Here is a 19,149-nt window from a genome sequence, read left to right on the forward strand (position 1 = left end):
CCTTCTTCGACGAGGGCATGAACGAGCACTGACACGGCTTGCGGTCAGCGATGCCGGCGCTTGCGGTCCATGAGTTGCAGGATCATCGGCGTGAACACGATCTGCATCGCCAGCCCCATCTTGCCGCCGGGACAGACGATGATGTTCGGCCGCGACATGAAGGAATCGTGCAACATGCTCAACAGGTAGGAGAAGTCGATCCCCCGCGGGTTGGCAAAGCGGATCACCAGCATGCTCTCATCCTGCGTGGGAATGTCCTGGGCGATGAAGGGATTCGAGGTATCCACGGTCGGCACGCGCTGAAAGTTGACGTGCGTGCGCGAGAACTGCGGGCAGATGTAGTTGATGTAATCCGGCATCCGGCGCAGGATGGTGTCCATCACCGCTTCCGTCGAGTAACCGCGCTGCGCCTTGTCACGGTGGAGCTTCTGGATCCACTCGAGGTTGATGATCGGCACGACGCCGACGCAGAGATCGACATGGCGGCCGACGTCGACGGTGTCGGTCGTGACCGCGCCGTGCAGCCCTTCGTAGAAGAGCAGATCGGTAGCGGCGGGCAGCTCGGCCCAGTCGGTAAAGGTTCCCGGTGGAGAACCATAGCGCATGGCCTCGTCTTCGTCGTGCACGTAGTGGCGGCTCTTGCCGCGCCCCGTCTCGCCGTAGTCGCGGAACAGGCCCTCGAGTTCGGCCAGCAGATTGGCCTCGGGGCCAAAATGGCTGAAATGATGGTCGCCGGCGAGAGCGCGCTCGGCCATCTGCTTGCGCATTCCCTCGCGATCGTAGCGGTGGAAACTGTCACCTTCGATGATCGCGGCGTTCAGTCCTTCACGCCGGAAAATATGCTGGAAGGAGCGGGTGACCGAGGTCGTGCCGGCGCCGGACGAACCGGTGATCGCGATGACTGGATTCCTGATCGACATGAGGAGTGACTCCGCGGGTTGATTCGGGATCGCCGGACTCCTGCCCGCGACCCCGTGGGTTGTTGATGAATCTGCTGCACCGCCAGTCAGCGACGTCGCCGATGACCTCGCTCCTTGTCGGGTCGGTCGATCCGCCCCGTCTTCGGCTCGCGCGCACCGGGTATCCCGAACTGCTCGCAATGATTTCTCATCACAACGGCTCAGTCATCCCGGAAGAGGGTCCGGGTCGAGAAGAGAGGCGAGCGGAACGGCTGGTCCTCGCCGCTTGCATGCTCGCGATGGTAACGCTCGATCCGCTCAACCTCATTGCGCGAACCGAGAATCACGGGTACGCGCTGGTGCAGGCTGGTCGGCTGCACATCGAGGATCCGCTCGTCGCCCGTCGAAGCCTGGCCACCGGCCTGGACAACGATCATCGCCATCGGATTGGCCTCATACAGCAGACGCAGGCGGCCGGGTTTCGACAGGTCCTTGCTGTCCCTGGGATACATGAAGACGCCGCCGCGCATCAGGATGCGGTGCACCTCGGCAACCATCGATGCCACCCAGCGCATGTTGAAATCCTTGCCGCGGACGCCGCTCATGCCTTGCAGGCACTCGGCAACGTAGCGTTGCACCGGCGGTTCCCAGAAACGCTCGTTGGAAGCGTTGATCGCGAACTCACGGGTGTCGGGCGAGATCGCCAGATCGGGATGAGTGAGGAGGAACTCACCAATGTCGCGGTTGAGGGTGAAGCCGTGGGTGCCATTGCCGACGGTCAGTACGAGCATCGTCGACGGGCCGTAGATCGCGTAGCCGGCCGCCACCTGACGACTGCCACACTGCAGGAAATCGGCTGCTGTCGGCGGCTGCCCACTGGCATGGTCGGGACAGCGGAGGATCGAGAAGATGCTGCCAACCGACAGATTGACGTCGATATTGGAGGAGCCGTCGAGCGGGTCGAAGACCAACAGGTAGTTGCCGCGAGGGTGTTCGGGGGGAATCGGGTGGATGTCTTCCATCTCCTCCGATGCCATCGCCCGCAGGTGCCCACCCCATTCGCAGTGGTGCAGGAAAGCCCGGTTGGCAAGCACGTCGAGCTTCTTCTGCACCTCGCCCTGCACGTTGCGGCTACCCTCATCGCCAAGGACGCCAGCCAGAGAACCACGCGAGACGCCCTGGCCGATCGCCTTGCAGGAGCGCACGACATCGCTGATCAGCATCGACACGTCACCGATCAATGCCGGGTTGCGTCGCTGCTCTTCAACGAGAAACTTGTTAACGTTGGTCCGTCCGCATAACATGGGCTTGCTCCAGGAATCACGAATTCAGCTCGGGCTGCGACTGGGCCCCATTCTAGCGGCCCACAACAAAACTTAAAGTTAAACATGCTTCCATGTTTGTTTAATGAAAGCTAATCGATGAGAAATGCCACGATACGCCAGCTCCAGATCTTCTCGGTCGCCGCAAGCCATCTGTCCTTTGCCCGTGCAGCGGAGAAGCTGCATCTGACACATGCGGCGATATCCCTGCAGATCAAGCAACTCGAGGATGTGAGCGGCACGCTGCTCTTCGAGAGAATTGGCAAGCGGGTGTTTCTCACCGAAGCGGGCGAAATCCTGCTCGCTCACACCCGCCAGATCCTGCAGTCACTGAAGGAGGCGGACGAGGCCCTGCTGGCACTCAAGGGACTCAAGGGTGGGCGAATTGCGGTCGCCGTCGCCAGTACGGCGGAGTACTTTGCCCCGGGTCTGCTGGCCGAATTCCGCAAGGCGCAAGCCGACGTCCGCCTTCGCCTGCTGATCGACAACCGTGCAACGGTCAGTCGTCTGCTCGCCAACAACGAGGTGGACCTGGCGATCATGGGGCGCCCTCCAGCGGACCTGGACGCCATTGCCATCGCCTTCGCACCACATCCGCTGGTGATCGTCGCCGGCAGGGAACACCCCCTCGTCGGTGCTCCCGGCCTGGCGGTCGAGGACCTCGCAGACGAGACGCTGATCGTCCGCGAGGCGGGATCGGGTACGCGCTCGGCAATGGAAGAGTTCTTTCACGAACACGCGATCCGACCCCGAATCGGCATGGAAATGGCCAGCAATGAAGCAATCAAGCAGGCCGTCGTGGCTGGTCTGGGGATCAGCTTCATCTCGGCCCATACCCTTGGCCTCGAGCTGGCTGCCGGCCGGCTGCATGTTCTCGATGTTGAGGGCACCCCGGTCATGCGTCGCTGGCACATCGTCCGTCACAAGAGCAAACATCTGACTCCGGCGCTGGGAGCATTCTGGGAATTCGTCATCGAGTGTGCTCCGGCTTACCTGCGCACACTGGCCTGAGCTGCCCCGGCTCGCGGCATCGTCGGCCAGCCGGCGATGCCGCAGGGGAACGTGCAAGGATGACGGGTCCTCCAAACCGGTCGGTGGTGTCGTTGGCTCGCCCCTTGATTGCGGGCCGCTCGCGACAGCGAAGATTCGTCGACATGCACGACATCTCAGGCGAAACCCGTCTGCACCGGTTCCTGCACCGGCTGCCGCGGCGGGCGGTGGGCGGGAAAGACGATGCGGGCGACACAACCGTCCGCTTCCCCTTCGGCAACACCGCGCGCTTTCGGCCGCAAGCTCGCCGCCGCCTTGTGAACCTCCGCGATCTCGCGGACAATCGCCAAACCGAGGCCGCTACCTTCCACGCCGGTTCCTTCGCCGCGGTAGAAGCGGTCAAACACCTTGAGTGACTCGTCCTCGGAAATCCCCGGCCCACTGTCCTCGATCTCGAGCACGACGAAATCACCAAGGGCGGCGACCCTGGCGGTGACCCGCCCGCCGACCGGCGTGTAGCGCAGCGCGTTGTCCAGCAGATTGTTGATCATCTCACGCAGCAGGAAGGCATTGCCGTCAATCAGCACCTTGCCGGCATGCTCGTAGCCAAGGTCGATGCGCTTCTCGAGTGCACGGAGGACCCAGGTTTCGACGACCTCGCGCAACAGATGATCGAGGTCCAGCGTCAGCAGGGCGTGCGGAGCACGATCGCTGGCTTCGGCGCGGGCCAGAGCGAGTAGTTGATCGACCAGATGCGAGGCGCGATCAGCCCCCGTCAGAATCTGCCTGAGCGCATGCTTCAGTTCGCCTGGATCGGTCTCACGCATCGCCAGCTGCGCCTGCGTCTTCAGTCCTGTCAGGGGAGTCCGCATCTGGTGCGCGGCGTCGGCGATGAAGCGCCGCTGGGCACTGACGTTCTGCTGCATGCGGGCAAGGATGGAGTTGAATGCTTCGGTAAGCGGCCGCAGTTCCTCCGGAACGCGGCCGAGCGAGATCGGTGACAGGTCGGCCTCGCGGCGCGCTTCGATACGGTTGCGCAGCCGCGTCAGCGGGCGCAGGCCCTGTGACAACCCGAACCACACCAGGACGACGGCCAGCGGAATGATGACAAACTGCGGCACGATGACGCTGGCGATGATCTTGTTGGCCAGCTGCGCACGCTTCTCGGTCGTCTCACCAACCTCGAGGAGTACCCCGCGACGTTCTCCCGATGCACCCGGCTCTCCCGGCTGCGGCAGGTAGAGGTAGGCGATCCGCATCGGCTGGCCGCGGTACTCGTCGTCCCGCAGTTGCGCTTCGCCGAACTCGCCGCGCGCCAGTCCGCCCGGGTTCGCCGGGGCGGGCAACTCGGGGTCACCTGCAAGCAGCCTGCCGTCAGGATCCAGCAGGTGGAAGTAGACGGTGTCGATCTCATCCGCCCGCAGAAACACCTCCGCCAGCCCGGGCAGCGCCAGATGCGCCTCACCATCGACGAAACTGACCTGCCGCGAGAGGGCCGCCACGTGCTCACGCAAGGCCTGATCGTACGGATAGCTCGCGACGTTGTTGGCAAAGTAGTGTGTCAGCGCGATGCTGATCGGCCAGACGAACAGCAGCGGCGCCAGCATCCAGTCGAGAATTTCGCCGAACAGCGAGCGCTGGATGTCAGGGCCTTCTCTCGTCCGCAGGCTTCTCAAGATAGTAGCCGAGCCCGCGCATGGTGATGATGTTGACACCAGTCGATTCCAGCTTGCGGCGCAGGCGGTGAACATAGACCTCGATGGCATTGTGGCTCACTTCCTCGCCCCAGCCACACAGGTGATCGACGAGGTGGTCCTTGCTGACGAGACGGTTGGCGCGGGTCAACAATATTTCCAGGATACCTAGTTCACGTGCAGACAGATCGAGCCTCTCGCCATTGACCAATGCGCAGCGGTCGGTCTGGTCAAAGGTCAGCGTCCCGCACTCCATTACTCTCGTCGTCCCCGATGAGCGGCGACTCAGCGCGCGTACGCGGGCCTCCAGTTCGGCCAGTTCGAACGGTTTCGCCATGTAGTCATCGGCACCGAGGTCGAGGCCCCTGACCCGGTCGTCGATCGCGTCCAGCGCGGTCAGGATCAACACCGGCGTGTTCGCCTTGCGCGCCCGCAGCCGCCGCAGCACTTCGAGGCCGGGCAGCTTGGGCAGGCCAAGGTCAAGAATCAGGAGATCATAGGTATTTGTCAATAGCGCCGTCTCCGCGTCGATACCGTTGTCGGCACAGTCGACCGCATAGCCACCATGGCGCAGGGAGCGGCAGAGACCATCGGCAATGATCCTGTCGTCTTCGGCCAGCAGAATGCGCATGGCATCAAGCCCCCGCGGCCACGTCCGTAAGCTGTCTGTAAGCCCGCCATCCTAGACTGCGCATGCTGTTCTCCTTTTATGGTCTTGGAGTTCCGGCTTCAGCCCGAACTCGGGGAGCACCTGATACTGCACCAGGTGCTCCCCGCCACCTTTTTTCGGGTTCTCGAACTCAGCCTGATCCTGCCGAAGCAGGATGGGGGTGGCCAATTCTGCCTGCCGGTCCACCGCCGGAGTGTAGCAAAAATTCGCTCACTGGCTGCTGCAATGGTGGACCGATCGCCACCGCAGCCCTGAAGCATGACCCGCGCAGCCCAGTCGTAGCAAGGCTTGACGGCCACCGCAAAAAAAGGCTTTCGCAAAGGAGGGCTAGACAATTTTCGAGGCCTTTGGCAGAATAGGCTGAGGTTAGCGGATCTGCGTTTCTGGTGAAGGTTGTGCGATGGATGCGATGACGCCGAGCAGTTGGGTGCACTGCGGCCGGGAGTTCAGTGCGCGAGAGGTTGCCGACATCTGCGCGACGGTGGCGTGGCTGCCCGGGTTGGCGCGCCATGAACTGGCGGCGACGCTGTGCGAGCATCTGGGCTGGGTGACGCTGACGGGGACGGCGAAGACGGGCGCCTGCCTGGAGTTCCTGCAGCGCTTGCAGGCGGCCGGCCTGCTCGTCCTGCCCGCACAGCGGGCCGCGCGGGTATCCCGTTCGACGCCACGCTGCCCGGCGCAGCCCCGGGCCGTTGCCGAGCCGATGGTCGAGCCGACTCCGGTGGAGGTTTCGCTGTCGGCCCTGGCCCCGGTCCGCCTGGAAGTGATCCACGACACCGCCTTGGCGAAGCAATGGGATGATCTGATGGCGCGCTGGCACCCGCTCGGTTTCCAGGGTGCCTTCGGCTACCGGTTGCGTTACTTCATCACGGCGGGCGAGCTGCGGCTCGGTTGTGTCCTGTTGTCCGGTGCCGCCCGGGCGGTGGCCGTGCGCGACGACTGGATCGGCTGGACCGCGCAGACCCGGCGCCACAACCTGCCACGGGTACTCAACAACAGTCGCTTCCTGATCTTCCCGCACGTTCGCGTACCGCATCTGGCCAGCCAGGTGCTCGGCCAACTCGCGCGTCGTGCGCGCAGCGACTGGCTCGAACATTGGGGCTTCGAGCCCCTGCTGCTGGAAAGCTTCGTCGACCCGCGACAGCATACCGGCACCTGCTACCGGGCTGCCGGTTGGCAATTGCTCGGAGAGACCAGCGGACGCGGGCTGGCCCGCCCTGGCCGGACCTATCACAGCACGCCTCGGCAAGTATGGGTCAAGCCGCTCGGCAGCGACGGTCGGGACCGGCTGTGCGCCGTGACCGAGCCCACCCGGCGATGAGCAAACCCTGCCGTCGTCCGACGCGTGCCGGCATTCGGGCGCAACGCAGCGACAAGAGACGGCAGGAGCAGGCGCTGAACGCGAAGCGGCGCGCGATGGGACAACGGCCCCAGTCACCCCCGCCGCTGCCCAACCGATGCTCGAGCTTCGCGACCATCGACGAAGAACGCGCAGCCCGCGAGGACGCCGTGAGCAAGCAGGCGCGCCTCCTGCGCCAGGAGCTGCCGGGCTTGCTCGACCAGCTGGAACGGATTCCCGACCCGCGAGACCCCAGGAAGCGCCGGCACAAGCTGACCGTGCTGCTGCTCTATGGCCTGCTGATGTTCGTCTTCCAGTTCGCCTCCCGGCGCGAGACCAACCGCGAAATGACCCGTCCGCAGTTCCTCGCCAACCTGCAATTGCTGTTCCCGGAGATCGAGGCCCTGCCGCACGCCGACACCCTCTATCGGCTGCTGCGCGACATCGACCTGACTGAACTCGAAGAGGCGCACGTCGACCTGGTGCGCCGCCTGATCCGCGGCAAGAGCTTCCGGCGTTATCTGATCAACCACTGCCATCCGATCGCCATCGATGGCTCGCAGAAGCTCGCCGGCGACACCCTCTGGGCGGAGGAACTCCTGCAGCGCAGCGTCGGCAAGGACGAAAACCGCCACACCCAGTACTTCGTCTACGTGCTCGAAGCCAGCCTCGTCTTCCACGGCGGTCTGGTCATCCCGTTGCTCAGCGAGTTCCTCGAACACGCGCTGGGCGACAGCGAAGCGCAGAAGCAGGATTGCGAGCTGCGCGGCTTTGCGCGCTTGAGCGACCGGCTCAAGAGGCTGTTCCCGCGCCTGCCGATCCTGCTCGTGCTCGACGGACTCTACGCCAACGGGCCGGTGATGCAACGCTGCCTGCGCGCCGGCTGGCAGTTCATGATCGTCCTCCGGGACAAGGATCTGCCCTCGGTCTGGGAGGAGTTCCGCGCGCTGCAGCCCCGGCAGTCGCAAACCCGGCAGCTGGACTGGGGCAAACGCCAACAGCACTTCAGCTGGGTCAATGACATCGAGTATGCCTTTGGCGCGAACGGTCGTTGCCGGCTCAAGCTGCACGTGGTCGTCTGTGAGGAAAGCTGGCAGCGGGTCGACCAACAGGCCGCCATCGTGACCGAGACGGCACGCCACGCCTGGCTCTCCAGTCGGCCGCTCAGCTGCGAGAACGTCCATGCGCGTTGCAATCTCGGCGCCCGCCACCGCTGGGGCATCGAAGCGGGCTTCCTCGTCGAGAAACACCAGGGCTACCACTACGAGCATGCCTTTGCCCTCGACTGGAATGCGATGCGCGGCTACCACCTCCTGATGCGGCTGGCGCATGTCTTCAATACCCTGGCGCGCTTCACGCGACAGCTGCGCGATCTGTTCGACCAACTCGGCGTGCGCGGGGCCATCGCCTTCATCCGAAATTCCTGCGCTGCGCCCTGGCTCGATTCCGCGCGGATGCGCGTGCTTCTCGCCAAACCCTTTCTGCTGCAACTCGAGTGACCTCTCCAGGACGGCCCCAGGAACCACCCCGCGCGGTGCGCTCCGTGCAGGGAGAGGCTCGCCCAGAGATCACAACGGAGTTCCTGCCACCGATCGACACCCTCTTCACGGACCCCACACCACCCACGCATCCAGCCCTCACCTGCCACCAGCCTCCAGCAATCTGACCGCTTCAGCGCCGAAAACGGGGGCTTCCGGCAAGCGGGGCCGATTCAGCAGGGTCATGCTTCAGGGCTGTCGCCACCGACGCCAGCTTGACAACCCATGCCGTGGCGGGTAGATTCGTAGGCCCGCTCCGGTTTGCAAGGGGGGTGGCGCCGATTTGACACCAACAGATTGCGGGCGCCTTAGAAATCCAGCTAAAGCGAGGCCCACTGCACAACCCGTCGCGCCTCGCGTCGACGGGTTTTTGCTTTGTACCCATACCCCACCCCCGAGGGGAAATCAGGAAATCACCATGCAGCCCGACCGGACCGCCGAACTGACAGAACGACTCGAACACCAGATCCTGGTTCTCGACGGAGCGATGGGCACGATGATCCAGCGCCACGGCCTGCGCGAGGCCGACTACCGCGGCAGTCGCTTCACCGGGCACCCGCATGACCTGAAGGGCAACAACGACCTCCTGCTGCTCACGCGCCCGCAACTGATCCGGGCGATCCATGCCGAGTATCTCGCGGCTGGCGCCGACATCATCGAAACCAACACCTTCAATTCGACGCGCGTCTCGCAAGCCGACTACCATCTCGAAGGCATCGTACACGAGTTGAACGTGGCCGGCGCACGCCTGGCGCGCGCCGTCTGCGACGAGTTCACCGCCGCCGATCCGGCGCGACCGCGCTACGTCGCGGGCGTGCTCGGGCCAACGTCGCGAACCGCGTCGATCTCTCCCGACGTCAACGATCCCGGCTATCGCAATACGAGTTTCGACGAACTGGTCGCCAACTACGATGAAGCCATCGACGGGCTGTGCCAGGGCGGCGTCGACCTGCTGCTGGTCGAGACGGTCTTCGACACCCTCAATGCGAAGGCGGCACTGTTCGCCATCGAGAGCTACTTCGAGCGGGCGGGTCGGCGCTGGCCGATCATGATCTCGGGGACGATCACCGATGCTTCCGGCAGGACGCTCTCCGGACAGACTGCCGAGGCATTCTGGAACTCGCTCGCCCACGTGCGGCCGCTCGGCTTCGGCCTCAACTGCGCGCTCGGTGCAGCGGAACTGCGGCAACATGTCGAAGAGCTGTCCCGGATCTGCGATTGTTTCGTCTCGGCGCACCCGAATGCCGGCTTGCCGAACGCCTTCGGCGGCTATGACGAGACCCCGGAGCAGTTGGCAGCGGAGATTGCCGACTGGGCGAGGAAGGGCTTCGTAAACATCGTCGGTGGCTGCTGCGGCACCTCGCCGGCGCACATCGCGGCGATCGCCAGCGGCGTTGCTGGTATCGCGCCACGCCGCGTTCCCGTTCGCGAGCGCAAGTTGCGGCTGTCGGGACTGGAGGCGTTCAATGTCGGGCAGGACTCCCTGTTCGTCAACGTCGGCGAACGCAGCAACGTCACCGGCTCACGAGCCTTCGCACGAATGATTCTCGAGGGGCGCTTCGATGATGCGCTCGCGGTCGCCCGGCAGCAGGTGGAGAATGGCGCCCAGGTGATCGACATCAACATGGACGAGGCGATGCTGGATTCGCGGGCGGCGATGGAGCGCTTCCTCAAGCTGATCGCCAGTGAACCCGACATCGCGCGCGTGCCGCTCATGCTCGACTCGTCGAAATGGGACGTGATCGAGGCCGGTCTGAAGTGCATCCAGGGCAAGGGCATCGTCAACTCGATCTCGATGAAGGAGGGGGTCACGGAGTTCCTTCGCCAGGCGAGGCTGGCGCGTCGCTACGGCGCCGCCGTGGTGGTCATGGCTTTCGACGAGTCCGGTCAGGCCGACAGCTTCGCACGCAAGACGGAAATCTGCCGCCGTGCCTACCGCCTGCTCACCGAAGAGGCTGGCCTGCCGGCCGAGGACATCATCTTCGATCCGAACATCTTTGCCATCGCCACCGGCATCGAGGAGCACAACGACTACGCCGTGGCCTTCATCGATGCCTGCGCCTGGATTCGCGCCAATCTGCCGGCAGCGCAGATCTCGGGTGGGGTATCGAACGTTTCCTTCTCGTTCCGCGGCAACGATGCGGTGCGCGAGGCGATCCACACCGTCTTCCTCTATCACGCCATCCGCGCCGGTCTGTCGATGGGCATCGTCAACGCCGGCATGCTCGGGGTGTACGACGATCTCGACCCGGTTCTGCGGCAGAAGGTCGAGGATGTCGTCCTCAACCGGCGTCCTGATGCCGGCGAGGCACTGGTCGACTTCGCACAGACGGTCAGGGAGGGCAAGGCCAGGGATACCGGTCCCGACCTCGCGTGGCGCGAGCAGCCGGTCGAAGAGCGGCTGACGCACGCCCTGGTCAGGGGAATCAGCGATTTCGTCGTCGCCGACACCGAGGAGTGCCGCGCGGCGCTGGCAGCAGCCGGCAAGCCGCCACTGGCGGTCATCGAAGGGCCGCTGATGAACGGCATGAATGTCGTCGGCGATCTCTTCGGCGCCGGCAGGATGTTCCTGCCGCAGGTGGTCAAGTCGGCGCGCGTGATGAAGCAGGCCGTCGCGCACCTGATTCCCTTCATCGAAGCGGAGAAACTGCGCACGGGCGTCAGCAGCAAGGGCCGCGTCGTGATCGCGACGGTAAAGGGCGACGTGCACGACATCGGCAAGAACATCGTCGGCGTCGTGCTGAACTGCAACGGCTACGAGATCATCGACCTGGGCGTCATGGTGCCGTGCGACCGCATCCTGCACGCGGCGCGTGAGCATGGCGCGCAAGCAGTCGGCCTGTCGGGGCTGATCACTCCATCGCTCGAGGAGATGAGTCACGTCGCCGCCGAGATGGAGCGACTCGGCTTTGCCGCTGCCGACGACGGTGCGCCAGCCGTGCCGCTACTGATCGGTGGTGCGACGACCAGCCGAGCACACACCGCGATCAAGATCGCCCCCAACTACTCGGGGCCGGTAGTGTACGTGCCCGATGCCTCGCGCGCCGTGGGCGTCGTGACGCGGCTGTTGTCGGTCGAAGGTTCAGGCGAGTTCATCGGCGAGGTCGCCGCCGACTACGAACGCTTGCGCGCGCAGCACGCGAACAAGAAAGGCAGCGTCCTGTTGCCACTGGCGGAGACGCGAGCAAACCGCTTCCTCTGGAATGCAGACGCGCACTACCAACCCCACCCGCCCCACAACCCGGGCCTGCACGTTCTGCGGCAGGTGGATCTGGCGAGCCTGGTGCCGTTCATCGACTGGGGTCCGTTCTTCCAGACCTGGGATCTCGTCGGTAGCTACCCGAAGATTCTCGACGACGAGGTGGTCGGACGTACGGCACGCGCGGTCTTCGCCGACGCGCAGAAGATGCTCGAGCAGTTGGTCGCCGGGAAGTGGTTGCACGCGAGGGCCGTCTGCGGCCTGTTTCCGGCGAATGCCGTCGGCGACGACATCGAAATCTATGCCGACGAGTCGCGCCAGCATCGGCTGATGATCTGGCACAACCTGCGCCAGCAGCACGAGCGCCCGCAAGGGAAGCCGCACTACTGTCTGAGCGATTTCGTCGCCGACCGCGGCACGCCTGACTGGATCGGCGCCTTTGCCGTCAGCGCCGGTTTCGGCATCGAGGAGAAGCTCGCCGAGTTTGCCGCCGTCCATGATGACTACCAGTCGATCATGCTCAAGGCGCTTGCCGACCGTCTCGCCGAAGCCTGTGCCGAATGGCTGCATCTGCAGGTCCGCCGCGACTACTGGGGCTACGCCGCCGCCGAGAGCCTCGACCAGGCGTCGCTGATTCGCGAGGAGTATCGCGGCATTCGCCCGGCTCCCGGTTACCCGGCGTGCCCCGACCATACCGCCAAGCGGGCGCTCTTCGCGCTGCTCGATGTGCCGCGCAACACCGGCATGGCACTGACCGAGAGCTGTGCCATGACGCCCGCGGCAGCGGTTTCCGGCTTCTACCTGGCGCACCCGCAGGCACGCTACTTCGCCATCAGCCGGATCGCCAACGACCAGCTCGAGGACTGGGCGGAACGATCGGGCTTCGGTCTCGAGGAAGCGAGGCGCTGGCTGGCGCCGCTGCTCTGAGCCGGTGCCGGAGCGGAGTGCCGGCGATGCGTGCGCAGCCGTTGCCCGACTTCGTCACAGCCGACGTGGACCTGGCCGGACGGACGACGCTGGCTCTTCCCGGGCGCGCCGCGTATCTTGCCGAGATCAGCTCCTGTCGCCAGTTGGCGCAACTCGCCAACCTCCAGCAGTCCCGACGGCGCTTCGTTCTCGGCGGCGGCAGCAACGTGGTGCTCAGCGGAGACTTCGACGGCCTTCTGCTGCGAATGGCGATCGCTGGTCGCGAACTGCTTGGTGAGGATGCCGACGCGTGGTACGTGCGCGCCGGTGCTGGCGAAAGCTGGCACCAGCTGGTGCTGTGGACACTCGCCCGCGGCTGGCCGGGGCTGGAGAACCTGGCGCTCATCCCGGGCACCGTCGGCGCGGCACCGATCCAGAACATCGGCGCCTACGGGCTCGAGCTCGCTGATCGCTGCCAGTCGCTCGAGGCCTTCGACATGGCGCGTGGCCGGCTGCTGCACCTCGATCGCGCGGCCTGCCGCTTTGGCTACCGTGACAGCGTCTTCAAGCAACATGGCTGGCATCTCGATGGCAGCCATGTGGTCACCAGCGTCACCTTCCGCCTGTCGAAGGACTGGCGGCCGCTGACCGGCTATGCGGACCTGGCTGCCGAACTGGACCGCCGACGACTGGCCCGACCCGATGCGCGGCAGATCGCCGATGCCGTCATCGCCGTTCGCAACCGCAAGCTGCCCGACCCGGCAACGGTTCCAAACGCCGGCAGTTTCTTCCAGAATCCGCTGGTGTCGGCGGAACTCGGCGGGCGGCTGCGGCGGGACTTTCCCGAACTGCCCTGCCACGTGCAACCGGATGGCCGGATCAAGATCGCCGCCGGCTGGCTGATCGAGCAGGCGGGCTGGAAGGGGCGCGACCTCGGCCGCGTCGGCATGTACGAGAAACAGGCGCTGGTACTGGTCAACCGCGGCGGCGCACTCGGGACTGATGTGATGGCGCTGGCACGTGCCGTCCAGGATGCCGTACGGCAGCGCTTCGCGGTCGAGCTGTCGCCGGAACCGGTTCTCCTCTGACTTTGTTCCAGGGTCCCCAGCGACCCTCAGAACACCTCGCCGGGGCGCAGGAACCGCCACTGTCCGAGCGGCAGGTCACCAAGCCGGACGGCACCGATGCGGACGCGCTTGAGAGCAAGCACGCGCAGCCCGACGAGTTCGCACATGCGCCGGATCTGGCGCTTGCGGCCTTCGCGCAGGACGAAACGCAACTGGTCGGCGTTCAGCCATTCCACCTGCGCCGGTTTCAACCGGCGATCGTCGAGGCTCAGCCCATGGTTGAGCAGCGCCAGCCCGCGGTCGTCGAGCTGGCCTGCGACGCGAACCAGATACTCCTTGTCGATCGTCGAATCCTCGCCCACCAGTCGTCGTGCCACCCGCCCGTCCTGCGTCAGCACGAGCAGGCCGGTCGAATCGATGTCCAGCCTCCCTGCCGGCGCCAGTCCCCGCAGGCAGGATGGATGAAAAGCCGGTGTGTCGGTGGTACGGAACTGCCTTTCGGGCTGGATCAGAACGACCGCCGGCGTACAGCCGGGCTCCGGCTGTCCCGATACGTAGCCGACAGGCTTGTGCAGCAGGATCGTCAGACACGCCTCCTGGACGGCCAGTGCACGTCGGTCGAGGGTGATCACCGCGCTGCGCGCGGCACGGCTGCCGAGTTCGCTGACCCGCCTGCCGTCGACGAACACCCAGCCACGTGCGATGTAGTCGTCGGCATCTCGACGCGAGCACAGGCCCCGCTCGGCCATCAGCTTGGAGATGCGGATCGCCGCTGGCTGCTCGCCGGCAACGGAGGGCGGCGTTGGCTGCACGGCGCGCGCGGCGGGCGGACGCGGTTGCGTCGCCCGGTGAGGTTGCTCGGTATTCCTGCCGGTCTGCTGCCCTACTGCCGCGTCACCGGTCGCCGGGCCTCGCTGGGGACGCGCGGCGCCGGCTGGCAAGCGTGGCGAGCCGGCGATCGCATTCACCGGCGGCTTCCCCGGGCGTCCGCGCGGCAATCTTCCCGGCGGAGCAGCCATCGCTCAGGCGATGTCGAGCAACTCGATCTCGAAGACGAGTCTGGCGTGCGGCGGGATCAGCTTTCCCGCGCCGCGCGCACCATAGGCGAGTTCGGCCGGAATCGTCAGTTTGCGGATGCCACCGACGTTCATTCCCGGTACCCCCTCTTCCCAGCCGGCAATGACGTGGCGCCCGTCTAGTGGAAAGCGGAAGGGCTCGTTGCGGTCGACGCTCGAATCGAACTTCTTGCCATCGGCCAGCCAGCCGGTGTAGTGGACGATGACGTGCTGACCGGCCGCCGCGGTCGGGCCACTGCCGACGATGATGTCCTCGATCTGCAGACCGCTGGAGGTGGTGACAATGGGCATTCTGGTTCCTCTCCTCGATTATTGGCAAGGCGGCAAGTTTAGCCCACCCTGGCCCGCAACGGCCAGTGGCATGAAGCCAGTGCGACGGATCGGATACGGCCGGCGGTGGCGGCGGGTGGCTTGTCGCGGATTGCCGCGGCGGCATCGACTGCGCCGTCGCCAAGGGGTCTCCTTGCTGTTATGATGCATCTGCCTGATGGTCGTTCACCATCGCGTCGGTTCTGCAATGAAGCGCACACTTGACCTCTTGCTGGCCAGTCTGGCCGCGCTCGTCTTGCTGCTCCCTGCCGCCAGCATCGCATTGCTCATCAAGTTGACATCCCGCGGCCCGGTGCTCTACTGGTCCGATCGCATCGGCCAGCACAACCGCGTCTTCCGGATGCCGAAGTTTCGCAGCATGCGGCTCGGAACACCAGCTGTCGCCACCCACTTGCTGACGGATCCGCAGACGTTCCTGACACCCGTCGGATCGTTCCTGCGCCGATCGAGCCTTGACGAGTTGCCACAGCTGTGGAGCGTTCTGGTCGGCGACATGAGCCTCGTCGGACCACGCCCGGCTCTGTACAACCAGTATGACCTGATCGAGTTGCGAACGCGGCGTGGGGTTCATGACCTGCTTCCCGGGCTGACGGGATGGGCGCAGGTCAACGGCCGGGATGAACTGCCGATCCCCGTCAAGGTCGACTACGACGTCGAGTACCTGCGCAATCAGTCCGTATGGCTTGACCTGCGCATACTCTGCCTGACCGTGGCCAGGGTCGTGTTCCGCGAGGGTGTCAGCCATTAGGCCCGTGTGTCCGCGCCATCGTGCGCTTTGCCGCCGCCCGCGACTGGCGATGCGCGCCATGCGGCCGGTTGATCACCTCCCTTCCGCGCGCCATGATCGTCCTGTTCACTGACTTCGGTATCGATGACCCATACGTCGGGCAGATGAAAGCGGCACTCTTGCGTGCCGGGCGTCGGGACATGCCGATCGTCGATCTGTTGCACCGGGTACCCGATTTCGCGGCACGAGCCGGCGCGCATCTGCTGGCCGCGCTGCACGCCAGCTTCGATCGTGGCAGCGTCTTCCTCGCCGTCGTGGACCCGGGCGTCGGCAGCGATCGGCCGGCGGCAGTCCTCGAAGCGGATGGCAAGTATTACGTCGGGCCGGACAATGGCATCCTCGCGGTCGTGGCGGCGCGTGCCCGCGAACGACGGACCTGGCGCATCGTCTGGCGGCCCGATCGGCTGTCGCACTCGTTCCACGGGCGAGACCTGTTTGCTCCGGTAGCCGCGCGCATCGCCACCGGCGACTGGCCGGCAGCCTGGCTGGCGACCAGTCGCCTGCAGCATCCACTTCCCGCCGACGACCTCGCGGAGATCATCTATGTCGATCACTATGGCAACGCCATGACCGGGATGCGCGCGGCGAACGTCCCGCCGCAAGCGCGGCTGCGACTGGGCGGGCAGGAACTGTCGCCGGCGCGCGTCTTCGCCGAGGTTGCCGCAGGCGAGGCGTTCTGGTACGAGAACAGCATCGGTCTGGTCGAGGTCGCCGTCAACCGTGGCAGTGCGGCATCGTGCCTGTTTCTGGCCCCGGGGTCGCCGGTGACCCTTCTCGCCTGAAGCGTGCCGGCAGCCCGCCGACACCGGCGGCGCTTTCACGGCGACGCGATGCGGCTTCGCGGTCGTCGTTCGAGATCCTGGTCGCTCATCGACAGCGGATCCTCCAGCGGCTCGAGATGGGTGGTGACGTGCGCCCGCGGCAGAAGCTCGCGGATCTCGTCCTCGATGCGCTCGACCCGGTCGTGACCCTGTTGCACCGTCCACTGCCCGGGGACGAGGACGTGCAGACTGACGAAGCTGCGGCTGCCGGCGCGGCGCGTGCGCAGCGCATGAAAGGCGATGCCCTGCGTCCGATGACGCGCCAGCAGCGCCTCGATGCGCGCCAGTTCCGGCGCCGGCAGCGACGCGTCGAGGAGCCCCGAGAGCGATCGCCGCATGAGCTGGAAGGCGGTCCACAGGATGTTTGCCGCGACGACGAGCGCGATCGTCGGATCGAGCCAGAGCCAGCCGCTGAGCCAGACGAGCGCGACCCCGACGATCACTCCGGCCGAGGTCCACACGTCGGTCATGAGGTGCTGCGCGTCGGCCTCGAGGCTGATCGAATCGTGCTCGCGGCCGACGCGCAGAAGGATGCGGGCGGTCGCCAGATTGATGGCTGATGCCAGCAGCGAAACCATCAGGCCGACGCCCACCTCCGCCAGCGGCTGCGGGTCGAGCAGCCTGACGAGCGCTGCGTAGCCGATGCTGATGGCTGCCAGCAGGATCAGGAAGCCTTCGAAGGCACTCGAGAAGTATTCGGCCTTGCTGTACCCGTAAGCATGTTCCTCATCGGCCGGCAGTGCTGCCAGGGTCAGCATCCACAGAGCCATCAGTGCGCCGACGAGGTTCACCAAGGATTCGATGGCGTCGGAGAGCAGGCCGACCGATCCGGTCAGCCACCACGCCACGCCCTTGAGCGCGATCGTCAGCGTCGCTGCGCCGATCGACAGCCAAGCGTAGCGGGTCAGTGACGCCCTGCTCACGACATCTTTGGTCATCCTGCCGGCTGGCGGCATGAGCTGGCGATCCTCATTGCGGTGCGCTCTCCTCCTGGCTGGGGACCCGCCAGCCGCCGGCGGCCCGCAGTGCTGGACGCAGGCGGCGACTGCCTTCCGGCGGGTAGCATACCACCGCAATGGGCAGCCACCATCATCAGTCTATCGCACGGACAGCGCCAAGCTGGCGAAAAGGGTGGTATCGGAAACGGCGCGCAGCCCACGTCGGCAGCCATCCCTGTCCACCGCCGCGACCGGCGGCAGGAGGGTGAAGCTCCGGTCTGCTGCCGCGATTCAACTTGCCTGTCGGCAATTGAGCGGCCGCAAGCTCGGCGTAAGGAAGCCGCCGCAGAATGCTGGTTGGCGGTGCACCCGCCGCCCGTGGCAGCGCGCTCGTGGTGGGCGCGCGTCATGCTGTCTGGCTGCCCCCGATTGCGGTCGCGCGCGCCGTCACTGGTCCGTCTGCCCTCTGGCCCATGATGTGCCGCGCCGTCTTCCGCAGCTTCCCGAGTGCTCCTGCCATGACGATTCGTCGATGATCGACTTCGAGGATCCCTTCTTCGTTCTGGGCGTTGCCCGGGAGGCATCGCGCGAGGAGATAAAGGGCGCCTACCGTCGCCTGGCGATGCGCTGGCATCCGGATCGCAATCCTTCGCCGGCGGCTGCGGTCGAGTTCAAGCGGGTTCATGCCGCCTACGAACTGCTGCTCGACGACGAAAGGCTGGCCGTTTGGCAGCAGGCTCAGCGCAGCCCCGCGGCAGATCGCGCCAGCGATCGCGCGGCGGCCGGCGATGATCTCCTGCAGTCGTTGACGCTGACTCTCGAGCAGGCGGCAGCGGGTTGCCAGCGTACCGTGGAGCTGCTGCATCGCGTTCGCTGCAGCGCGTGCACCGGCAGTGGCCGCGTCCAGCACAGTCACTCGGTACCCTGTCCTGCCTGCAGTGGTTGCGGCAGGGTGGTGCGAGCCGGCGGCAGGACCGGCCGTTGCGACAACTGCGGTGGCCGCGGCTACCTGCGCGAGACGGTCTGCACCGACTGCGCCGGCAGCGGCTGGCGAAACGAAGCGCGTACCCTCGTGGTGACCGTGCCAGCCGCACTGCTCGCCGGCGAGCGCCTCCGCCTGGCGCGGCAGGCACCATTGCCAGCGGGGGACGAGTCGAGGATCGCCGGCGATCTCTACCTCGAGATCAGCCTGCTGACGCATGAATTGTTCGACCTCGCCGGACCGGATCTGCATTGCCGGGTTCCGGTGAGCATCTTCCGCCTGCTCAGCGGCGGTCGCATCGAGATACCGACCCTCAGCGGCACGACGTGGATCGATCTGCCGCCATGGCCGGCGACTGCCGGCGGACATCGTCTGCCCGGTCTGGGTTTCCCCGGCAAGGGAGTGCGTGCTGCCGGCGACCTGGTGCTGCACCCGGAAGCGATCCATCCGCAAGTTGCAGCGCGCGAAGACTGCCAGTTGCTCGAACTGCTCGAGTGGCGACTCGCCAGCGATCTCGAGCTGCGGGCGCCGCTCCTCGCCGACTGGCAAGAGCGGCTGCGCGCACGCCGGGACGCACCACTCGTGTGAGAG

Annotated in this window: 15 protein-coding genes; 8 read left to right on the top strand and 7 right to left on the bottom strand. The window is 65.7% G+C overall.

Features of this window, described 5'->3' with window-relative positions; translation table 11 throughout:
• Positions 1-44: 44 nt before the first annotated feature.
• Positions 45-920 carry a phosphoribulokinase gene (locus V5B60_RS03960; RefSeq protein ID WP_332345724.1) on the bottom strand — a complete coding sequence of 292 codons (876 nt, stop codon included), beginning with the start codon at positions 918-920 and terminating at the stop codon, positions 45-47.
• A gap of 200 nt (positions 921-1,120) precedes the next feature.
• Positions 1,121-2,203 carry a class 1 fructose-bisphosphatase gene (locus V5B60_RS03965; protein ID WP_332345725.1) on the bottom strand — a complete coding sequence of 361 codons (1,083 nt, stop codon included), beginning with the start codon at positions 2,201-2,203 and terminating at the stop codon, positions 1,121-1,123.
• A 117-nt stretch (positions 2,204-2,320) separates the two neighbouring features.
• On the opposite strand from V5B60_RS03965, the gene V5B60_RS03970 reads away from it, so the two are divergent.
• A complete protein-coding gene (locus tag V5B60_RS03970; RefSeq protein WP_332345726.1) occupies positions 2,321-3,232 on the top strand; it encodes a LysR family transcriptional regulator in 912 nt (303 codons plus the stop codon).
• A gap of 155 nt (positions 3,233-3,387) precedes the next feature.
• Here the strand turns inward: V5B60_RS03970 and V5B60_RS03975 are convergent, their stop codons facing one another.
• Positions 3,388-4,887, bottom strand: a complete 1,500-nt coding sequence (locus tag V5B60_RS03975; RefSeq protein WP_332345727.1) for a sensor histidine kinase N-terminal domain-containing protein — start codon at positions 4,885-4,887, stop codon at positions 3,388-3,390.
• A complete protein-coding gene (locus V5B60_RS03980; protein WP_332345728.1) occupies positions 4,856-5,536 on the bottom strand; it encodes a response regulator transcription factor in 681 nt (226 codons plus the stop codon). The genes V5B60_RS03975 and V5B60_RS03980 overlap by 32 nt, the downstream gene beginning before the upstream one ends.
• A 439-nt stretch (positions 5,537-5,975) precedes the next feature.
• Here V5B60_RS03980 and V5B60_RS03985 point away from each other — a divergent pair, with 439 nt between their 5' ends.
• From V5B60_RS03985 to murB, 4 genes are all read left to right on the top strand, one after another.
• Positions 5,976-6,896 carry a DUF4338 domain-containing protein gene (locus V5B60_RS03985; protein ID WP_332345729.1) on the top strand — a complete coding sequence of 307 codons (921 nt, stop codon included), beginning with the start codon at positions 5,976-5,978 and terminating at the stop codon, positions 6,894-6,896.
• Complete coding sequence (locus V5B60_RS03990; RefSeq protein WP_332345730.1) at positions 6,893-8,413, top strand: transposase family protein; 1,521 nt, start codon at positions 6,893-6,895, stop codon at positions 8,411-8,413. The genes V5B60_RS03985 and V5B60_RS03990 overlap by 4 nt, the downstream gene beginning before the upstream one ends.
• A gap of 457 nt (positions 8,414-8,870) precedes the next feature.
• Positions 8,871-12,578 (top strand): methionine synthase, encoded by a 3,708-nt coding sequence (gene metH / locus V5B60_RS03995; RefSeq protein WP_332345731.1) that lies wholly within the window; start codon positions 8,871-8,873, stop codon positions 12,576-12,578.
• Between the two features lie 26 nt (positions 12,579-12,604).
• Entirely contained in the window at positions 12,605-13,645 is a 1,041-nt protein-coding gene (murB, locus tag V5B60_RS04000) for a UDP-N-acetylmuramate dehydrogenase (protein WP_332345732.1), read from the top strand.
• A gap of 26 nt (positions 13,646-13,671) precedes the next feature.
• Here murB and V5B60_RS04005 read toward each other — a convergent pair whose 3' ends face one another.
• Together V5B60_RS04005 and V5B60_RS04010 are read right to left on the bottom strand one after the other, a co-directional pair.
• Positions 13,672-14,592, bottom strand: a complete 921-nt coding sequence (locus V5B60_RS04005) for a pseudouridine synthase (protein ID WP_332345733.1) — start codon at positions 14,590-14,592, stop codon at positions 13,672-13,674.
• A gap of 54 nt (positions 14,593-14,646) precedes the next feature.
• Positions 14,647-14,991: an FKBP-type peptidyl-prolyl cis-trans isomerase gene (locus tag V5B60_RS04010; protein ID WP_332345734.1), complete on the bottom strand. Its 345-nt coding sequence runs from the start codon at positions 14,989-14,991 to the stop codon at positions 14,647-14,649.
• 226 nt (positions 14,992-15,217) lie between these two features.
• Here V5B60_RS04010 and V5B60_RS04015 point away from each other — a divergent pair, with 226 nt between their 5' ends.
• Entirely contained in the window at positions 15,218-15,778 is a 561-nt protein-coding gene (locus tag V5B60_RS04015; protein WP_332345735.1) for a sugar transferase, read from the top strand.
• A 92-nt stretch (positions 15,779-15,870) separates the two neighbouring features.
• Positions 15,871-16,599, top strand: coding sequence for an SAM hydrolase/SAM-dependent halogenase family protein (locus V5B60_RS04020; RefSeq protein WP_332350411.1), 729 nt, complete (start codon positions 15,871-15,873; stop codon positions 16,597-16,599).
• 35 nt (positions 16,600-16,634) lie between these two features.
• Here the strand turns inward: V5B60_RS04020 and V5B60_RS04025 are convergent, their stop codons facing one another.
• Positions 16,635-17,576 carry a cation diffusion facilitator family transporter gene (locus V5B60_RS04025; RefSeq protein WP_332345736.1) on the bottom strand — a complete coding sequence of 314 codons (942 nt, stop codon included), beginning with the start codon at positions 17,574-17,576 and terminating at the stop codon, positions 16,635-16,637.
• 532 nt (positions 17,577-18,108) lie between these two features.
• On the opposite strand from V5B60_RS04025, the gene V5B60_RS04030 reads away from it, so the two are divergent.
• Entirely contained in the window at positions 18,109-19,146 is a 1,038-nt protein-coding gene (locus V5B60_RS04030) for a DnaJ C-terminal domain-containing protein (protein WP_332345737.1), read from the top strand.
• Positions 19,147-19,149: the final 3 nt, after the last annotated feature.

The organism is Accumulibacter sp., assembly GCF_036625195.1.
Taxonomy (GTDB): Bacteria; Pseudomonadota; Gammaproteobacteria; order Burkholderiales; family Rhodocyclaceae; genus Accumulibacter.

What these genes read in the sequence shown, in the direction of transcription:
- V5B60_RS03960 (WP_332345724.1), bottom strand. Translation starts at nt 920, where the DNA reads ATGTCGATCAGGAATCCAGTCATCGCGATCACCGGTTCGTCCGGCGCC.
- V5B60_RS03965 (WP_332345725.1), bottom strand. Translation starts at nt 2,203, where the DNA reads ATGTTATGCGGACGGACCAACGTTAACAAGTTTCTCGTTGAAGAGCAG.
- V5B60_RS03970 (WP_332345726.1), top strand. Translation starts at nt 2,321, where the DNA reads ATGAGAAATGCCACGATACGCCAGCTCCAGATCTTCTCGGTCGCCGCA.
- V5B60_RS03980 (WP_332345728.1), bottom strand. Translation starts at nt 5,536, where the DNA reads ATGCGCATTCTGCTGGCCGAAGACGACAGGATCATTGCCGATGGTCTC.
- V5B60_RS03985 (WP_332345729.1), top strand. Translation starts at nt 5,976, where the DNA reads ATGGATGCGATGACGCCGAGCAGTTGGGTGCACTGCGGCCGGGAGTTC.
- V5B60_RS03990 (WP_332345730.1), top strand. Translation starts at nt 6,893, where the DNA reads ATGAGCAAACCCTGCCGTCGTCCGACGCGTGCCGGCATTCGGGCGCAA.
- metH (WP_332345731.1), top strand. Translation starts at nt 8,871, where the DNA reads ATGCAGCCCGACCGGACCGCCGAACTGACAGAACGACTCGAACACCAG.
- murB (WP_332345732.1), top strand. Translation starts at nt 12,605, where the DNA reads ATGCGTGCGCAGCCGTTGCCCGACTTCGTCACAGCCGACGTGGACCTG.
- V5B60_RS04010 (WP_332345734.1), bottom strand. Translation starts at nt 14,991, where the DNA reads ATGCCCATTGTCACCACCTCCAGCGGTCTGCAGATCGAGGACATCATC.
- V5B60_RS04015 (WP_332345735.1), top strand. Translation starts at nt 15,218, where the DNA reads ATGAAGCGCACACTTGACCTCTTGCTGGCCAGTCTGGCCGCGCTCGTC.
- V5B60_RS04020 (WP_332350411.1), top strand. Translation starts at nt 15,871, where the DNA reads ATGATCGTCCTGTTCACTGACTTCGGTATCGATGACCCATACGTCGGG.
- V5B60_RS04025 (WP_332345736.1), bottom strand. Translation starts at nt 17,576, where the DNA reads ATGACCAAAGATGTCGTGAGCAGGGCGTCACTGACCCGCTACGCTTGG.
- V5B60_RS04030 (WP_332345737.1), top strand. Translation starts at nt 18,109, where the DNA reads ATGATCGACTTCGAGGATCCCTTCTTCGTTCTGGGCGTTGCCCGGGAG.